This window comes from Desulforhopalus singaporensis (assembly GCF_900104445.1).
GTDB classification, from domain to species: domain Bacteria; phylum Desulfobacterota; class Desulfobulbia; order Desulfobulbales; family Desulfocapsaceae; genus Desulforhopalus_A; species Desulforhopalus_A singaporensis.
In genome coordinates this window covers 1-7,597 of sequence record NZ_FNJI01000072.1, presented here as the reverse complement: position 1 = coordinate 7,597, position 7,597 = coordinate 1, and the positions used below count along the sequence as shown (strand labels likewise).

At 43.8% G+C, this 7,597-nt stretch carries 3 protein-coding genes; 2 read left to right on the top strand and 1 reads right to left on the bottom strand.

The annotated features are described in order from the left end of the window. Positions 1–335 precede the first annotated feature (335 nt). Positions 336–2,552 (top strand): ATP-binding protein, encoded by a 2,217-nt coding sequence (locus tag BLQ17_RS21240; RefSeq protein WP_176761383.1) that lies wholly within the window; start codon positions 336–338, stop codon positions 2,550–2,552. A gap of 471 nt (positions 2,553–3,023) precedes the next feature. Further along, positions 3,024–4,154: an ATP-binding protein gene (locus BLQ17_RS21235; RefSeq protein WP_092226211.1), complete on the top strand. Its 1,131-nt coding sequence runs from the start codon at positions 3,024–3,026 to the stop codon at positions 4,152–4,154. Between the two features lie 61 nt (positions 4,155–4,215). Here the strand turns inward: BLQ17_RS21235 and BLQ17_RS22800 are convergent, their stop codons facing one another. Continuing rightward, positions 4,216–5,958: a PAS domain-containing sensor histidine kinase gene (locus BLQ17_RS22800; RefSeq protein WP_176761382.1), complete on the bottom strand. Its 1,743-nt coding sequence runs from the start codon at positions 5,956–5,958 to the stop codon at positions 4,216–4,218. Positions 5,959–7,597: the final 1,639 nt, after the last annotated feature.

Here is a 7,597-nt window from a genome sequence, read left to right as displayed (position 1 = left end):
ATGAGAATGCTACAGAAAAAACCGGCGAGAGTGAAAAAATACTTTAGGCATCCTGCTATACAATACGCTGCGTAGACCTATTTGCCCGCCGTATTAATAATGAGACAAAATAGATTGCAGGATCTTTCTGAAAAAAACGATTTTTTATCACCATCACCTCACTTTGGAACAAGAGTGATCGGGGAATATACTAAATGTCACTACAATCACGTCTAGGAGTTGTAATTTGGGGTATTGTGCTATTGATATCGGCACTGTTCTCCTATCTGTTCTTTGATACGCAAAATCAAGAATATATAGAAGGCATTGATAAAAAACTGCTCACAGGTGCTGTAATGGCCAGAGCCATTGTTGGTGCTGATTATCATGATCACATTAGAGATAAAAACTCTATCACTGAAGATGCATATTTACAGATTTTAAACAGTTACAGCAAAATCTGCGTTGAATGCGATTTTCAATATCTGTGGAGCAACCTGTTTTTAGAGGATGGGACCATCGTTTTCACAACGGGGACACCTACCAGGAGAGGAGCAACCAAGGGCAATCATGCTAATTTTTTTGATATCCATTCAGACCCGAAAGCATTTGATCAAGTCAAGAATTCCGGGGAAATAAGTTTTACCACATTTCACAACGAATGGGGTTCCGGCAGGATGGTGTTGGTGCCCTTTCAGGATTCTCTGGGGAGAATGTATGTTTTTGGCGCCAGCATGTCTTTGAAAGATCTCGATGACCAGCTCCAGGCCTCAGCTATGAAGATTCTGACAATCTTCCTGCTCATATCCATAGCTATTACATTTCTTGCTTACAGGCTGGCAAAAGCCATCACCAGGCCAATCAAAGCCATCAGTAAAATGACTGAAACTATCGCGTCGGGAAAGTATGGGGCTACTATCGACGACGTTAGCGGGTGCAGTGAGTTGAAGTTGCTGACCAAAAACATCAACATCATGAGCAACGCCATTTTTACACGCAACAATGAGTTACAGACAATTGTTGAGTCATTGCCGCTGATGGTCTTTCTGAAAGACGCGAAAGCTCTACGATATATCTACTTAAACCATTCAGGTGAAAAATATCTCGGTATGTCGAGAGAAGAGGTCATCGGTAAAAATAATTATGATTTGTTTGAAAAAGATCAGGCTGACCTTTTTACCCAGAAAGACAGGGAAGCATTTTCGTCACACCAACTGGTAACTGTATCCGAGGAACCGGTTAACACCCCTCATGGTAAACGACTCCTGCAGACACGCAAAGTTGCCATAACCGACGTAGACGGAAAACCGCTCTATCTTCTCGGGTTGTCACTCGACATCACCGAACAAAAAAAAGCTGAACTGGAGTTGAGACGCAATCGTCGGCAGATTGAGAAACTGGTGAAAGAACGTACCACTGCTTTCCTGTCCGCAGAGAAGCAACTCGATGAATCCTTGCAGAAATACCGGGTCTTGTTTGAATCAACAGCGGATGCAGTCATGCTGCATGAAAATGGAGTAATTGTCGATTGTAACAAGGCGGCGCTGAAGATGTTTGGCTGTAAAACAAGCGAAGACCTCAAGAACCGTAATCCATCAGCATTTTCTCCTCCATTTCAGGAAGGAGGCATACCATCCGCAGATCTTGTGGCCAACTATACCCAAAGAGCCACAGAGCAAGGTAATGTGTTGTTCGAGTGGAACGCCAGGCGCCTTGATGACGGAAAGGAATTTCCTTGTGAGGTGCTTTTGTCGTTTGCGCAATTTAAGGACCGCATGTTTATACAATCGGTGGTGCGCGATATCACCGTCCGTAAAAAAATAAAAAATGAACTTATCAGGGCCAAGGAGGCGGCTGATGCCGCCAGCCAGGCAAAGTCGGAATTTCTCGCTAATATGAGCCATGAAATTCGGACCCCCATGAACGGCATCCTGGGTATGACCTACCTTGCGTTGCAAACCGACCTGAACGACAAACAGAGGAACTATATCTTCAAGGCAAATAAGTCTGCTGAAAACCTCCTAGCTATCCTTAACGATATTCTCGACTATTCGAGGATGAAATCCGGGAAGCTTGAAATACAATCGTCACGTTTCCTCTTGCACCAGATGCTGGATAGCCTGGTTAATATTGAAAACCTGAAAACCGAGGAAAACAATATCAATCTCACTGTAGAGGTAGATTCCGGCGTCCCTGAAAAATTGACAGGAGATTCATTACGTCTGAGACAGGTGCTGACAAATCTGATAACCAACGCGATAAAATTCAGTGATCCGGGCGGTAAGGTCTCCCTGCACGTCTCCATCCAGGAAGACAGAGGAAAGGAGGTCCTGTTGCATTTCGTGGTCCAGGATAGAGGAATAGGAATATCTCCCGATCAGCAAGAGGCAATTTTCCACAGCTTCAGTCAAACTGATGGTTCGAGTACACGCAGGTACGGTGGTACAGGGCTTGGTCTGTCCATATCAAAAAAGATCGTCCAGCTCATGCATGGCAATATCTGGGTAAAAAGTGAACTGGGTGTTGGCAGTACTTTTCATTTTACCGTTCTGCTCGGTAAAGTTGTGGCGTAACTCCCCACACAGCGTCATGTGATGGGTGCTCGTGCGTACTGCAACCTTCGCTATCAACGTCCTGTATAGTGCTGGATTGGATGGTTTGAGCTTATTGCCCCGGTGAACATTTTGCGAACAAAAAAAGTGCCCCGCAAATCACATATATCATTATAATTTTATTCATATAATTTTTAAAAAAATCTGTCTTCTTTATCCACCGGGTTAATATCATTATATTTTTTATATTGCACGAGTATTATTTATGGTGCACTATTGATGTTTAGTCACCAAGTTAGGCTATTGAGGTGAACCCAGATAGCGCACCTTGCACACTATTATTTCTACCTGAAATGACATTCAAAGTAAAAATCCGGACTTGCTGTACAACGGACGCCAATCACGCTTCAGACTAAAATTATGGCCCTTTAACCAGTATAAAAAGTTCGTTTCTGATTGTGTAAGAGTTGGCAACTCAAGGAAGATCATCTCGTGATACCAGACACATACTTTGCACCAGCAGCAAGAAGCAGTGCAGAACAGTTAAAGAAAGAGATAGAAATCACAGCCAAAAGCCCTGTAGTCAACCTACTCATGACGACTATCGGAGGGTTGTTTGCAATCGTTAACGAGAACAGGCAGATAGTTGCGCTCAATGAAGTCCTGGTCAAGATGCTGGGGCTGGAAAGCGCAGAGCAGGTCTTCGGAGCTCGACCGGGAGAAGCCTTGAATTGTGTTTACTCCTCAGAGTTGCCTGGAGGATGCGGCACAACAAAAGCCTGTAGAACGTGTGGAGCTGTCATTGCACTTCTTTCCAGCCTGGACCTCAATCAACCTGTTGACGGGAAATGCAATGTTCTGGTGGATAGAAATGGGGAAAACGTCACTTTACACTTAGGGGTACGCGCTGCACCCATTGAGCTTTCACAACATAAATTCCTGCTCTTTTTTATACAGGACCTCTCCACCCAGCAACAACTTGCAACGCTTGAAAGAACTTTTTTCCACGATATCAACAACGTTTTGAACGGCCTCGTAGGCTATCTCAATCTCCTGTGTCCGATGTGCGAAGGAAAAGCGAGAAAATTCGCCGACCGAGGAGCCAGATTGGCCGATATCGTTTGTCGGGAAATATCCTACCAGAAATCAATTGCAGACGATGACGCTAATGAAATTAAAGCAATAAATCATGAGATCTCCGTCGATTCTTTAATAGAAGAGGCCTGCAGTTCCATCTGGACACACCCTGCTGCAAAGAAAAAAACCGTAGAAAGAGTACCTCTGAGCCAGGACTGGAAAATATGGTCGGACCAACATCTTATAACCAAGGTATTGATCAATATGCTGTTAAATGCCCTGGAAGCTGTCGAAGAAGGTGAAACTGTAAAAATATCGGCAGAAATGACTGATGGTGCAAAAACGCTTTTTTCCGTCTGGAACAGCACTGTAATATCTGAGGATATTCAGAAGTGGATCTTTCAGAAAAATTTTACCACAAGTAGAGAAAAAGGGAGAGGACTTGGAACCTATTCCATGAAATTCTTCGGAGAGGAAGTCCTCAGAGGCGAAGTTAATTTCACGTCTGATCCGGAAAACGGCACAACGTTTTACTTGAAGATTTAATAACTCAAGGAGGCCTTATTTATTCCGGCAGACTATCGAATCAAGTCGAAACTATTTCATATTACACGTTATCCAAGGAACGGCCACTACTTGAATCTGCTGCCGGATTAATCGGCAGACATATTTTGAAAATCGCCCCCCCGGCGACATGGTTGTCAACCGTGAAGTCCCCCTGGTGTTTATTCACTACAATATCATACGAAATACTGAGACCAAGACCTGTTCCTCCTTTTGATCCCTTTGTTGTAAAAAACGGCTCGAACACATGGGACAAAGCATCCTCGTGGATTCCCGGCCCATTGTCCCGTATAGTGCAGTAAATGAAATTTCCGTCAGTGGTTGTTTCTATATAGATGTATCCATTGATATCAGAGGATTTTCCTTTTGACCCAATAGCCTGGACTGCATTGAGGATCAAGTTAAGAAAAACCTGGTTAATCTGTTCACGATTTGCCATTACTGGCGGTATATTGCCCAGGTTTGTCTCAATTTCGGCAAAATACTTATACTCATTGCGAGCAATGATAAGAGTATCTTCGATGCAGCTGTTAACAGCTATCTCCTCAAAATTTTCTTCACCATTCTGGCGGTTGAAATTCCGCATAGCGCGAACAATGTGGTTTACCCTTTCAAACCCTTTTGACGTTTCATCAAAGAGAGAAGGCATGTCGGATAGCATCAGTTTTAAATTTATCTTCTTTTCTTCACTCTCTATCTTCTCAGCGAGCACAAGACTCTGCCGGTCATCAAAGCGTTTCAATATCTTTTTTTGAAGATCGTACAACGATATAAGATCTTCGGTATATTCTCTGAGTATTGCAAAGTTCATCTGAATAAAGTTGATCGGATTTCTCAGCTCATGAGCAACCCCGGATGCCAACAACCCTATTGCAGCCATTTTTTCATTGTTCAGCAACCTCGAATGTGCACACTCCAGCTCCTTTGTCCGTTCGGCAAAAGCTTTTTCAAGAGTGTTGTTGAGATGTATCAGCCTGGTCTCAGCATTTTTCCGAAGCGTGATATCCAGAAGGATGCCGCCTGCTTTTCTCGATTCGCCTCCGTTATCCCCCAGATTCTGTCCAAGGGCTAACAGCCATATCCAGTGACCTTCTTTATGGCGCATCCGGAATTCGCATTCAAATGTATCACTGCGCCCCTTGATGAATTTACCAATCTTTCGTGTAATTTTTCTTTTGTCTTCAAGACAGACTAAATTAAAGTACGACTTCAGGTCAAGATCTGAAAATTGACCAGATTCATACCCCAAAAGAGTATCGACGTGTTGAAAATTGAGACCATCAAGGGATACGCCCACATCCCAAAGTCCTATGGGAAAAGCCTCCATCGGCAAAGCGGGCTGATCTTTCCGAGCGTTATATCCTGCAGTTGACCAACGGTTATCCGTGACATTTCGAAAAATACCGATAACACCTTCCAAATATCCACCACTTGAACGAAGAGGTGCTTTTACACAATTATAAAAATAGGTATTGCCGCTTTTTTTCCGGAATGCTTCTTCTGTCTGGATGACATTTCCTTCTCTAATAACCTCTTCACTGTATTTTTCTACCAACTTGAGCTTGTCAGGGTCCGTAAAAATATCTTTTGGACTTTTGCCGATAATATAACTTTTTGCAAGTCCGACAAAATGTTCAAATGTGACATTGCAGTCGATAATCGCGAGATTGACATCCTGTACGAAGATAAGATCGGGAACCGACTCCAGCCACCCATGCAAAGATATTTCTCTGCTATGCAACATCCCCTGCATCATTTCGTGCTGTTCGCCCTTCTGAATCAACAACAGGTCTCTGCCCTCTTTTTCCAGGTCACCAAGAGAAGCACCCTTGCTCGACACCCCATTCTCCTCACTGTGCCACCGGATCAGGAGCCACCCCGAAAAAACCACAAACAACAGTAACAGGAGCCCTAGGACAATGTGAGATTGCATGTTGTTTATGGTGGTTACCGTTCCCGGAAATCGGGAGATGTTCACAAGTCTCAGGGGAAGTTTCTGAAAAGATAACGGTAGTACCACATATTGTTCTCCATACCAGTCAATCCGGGTCATGGAGTCTAGCTGATTAGTTGTTTTTGTCGTCACCTCAAGCAGTTCCTCGATATTAACCCTGGCTGCCTTAGGCAAATCTGCGGTATAAATCCGGCTTGGCCCCTTCAGGGCGACCACGTTTAGAGGATGGTTGAGAGATGGTTCGGTCGATGAAATTTCCAGCGGGAGGCGAGATAGAAGTTGTAATGAAATCTGTCCTACTAACCACCCGGTAATATGACCCTGCAGCGTGACCGGCGACGTCATTTCCAAAACATCAAGATTGCTGGATGTAGTAAAGATCTTTATCTGTTGTTTTCGGTATAGATGTTTTTTATTATCAGGCCATTCGGAGCGTGAAAACTGAGTGCCTATGTGCAGAATTTCCGATTCCTCTCGATCAAGCAGCATAAGCGAAGAAAATAAAATGTTGCTGTTATCTGCTGGGCACATAACGTTGACAAACGCACTCCGAAGCATATCGTCAGTAACCGTCACACCATTTCGAGCTACCTTTCCGGGCGACCTCTCAAGCAAATACCCCTGCACCAGATTATTTTTTGCCAACTCCTGTAAATCCCACTTCCGTTCCTGAAGATATGTCTCGAAAACCGATTTCCATATTGTTGACTCGACGTGCAACAGTTGATAGTGATTGTTGACCAACGTCGCACGGTCTTTTATGGCCCTGTAGTGCAGGTATATGATGCCGCAGAATACAATAAGCAGTGTTACATATATGCATTTTGACGATCGGCTTGACATCTCGATATCATATTAGCTTCTGTTTATTTTTTCTCCATTCAAGCGATACTCTCCAGACAATGATCTTCCCCAAAACAACATATTGACAAGAAATCGCTCCCTAGACGTTGCAATTGTTATATAACTCGTCACTCATAAAATAACACATAAAGATTAGCGATCAGCAGTTATACGTTGCCCTCTTTCCCCATTAAAGCGGAACCTGACTAGTCGACACCGGTGGAGGTATTGTCAATTTCCAGCCCACTGGATTAGACAGATCAATCATCACTGCCGATTCTTGCAGAAAGCGCGACGGGGCTGTGTCATGAATTTTTGAAGAGCGGAATGTGTCAATGAAAATGAGACACCTTTGTTGGTAATTTAGACTACCTTCTTTGTGTTGATACGAGTAGCATGTTGGCCATAACAGTCAAGGCCAAGCCCTTCGGGTAACTCCGCTGCGCTCCGTTAACCTTGAATGCCATGACCAACATACTGAACCTATGTTTGTTATTGAGAAAACAAAAATTCATTTTGTTTTTTCATTAGTTGCCTGCAATTTCGGAGGATTAATCCAGGCCGCGTTCGGTACGGCTAGCGGCTGTGGGATTTTGCCTTTAAACCGTTGCGGATGCTTTTTGAAAGC

Coding starts and splice junctions, on each gene's coding strand:
- BLQ17_RS21240 (WP_176761383.1), top strand. CDS start 336: ATGGCCAGAGCCATTGTTGGTGCTGATTATCATGATCACATTAGAGAT.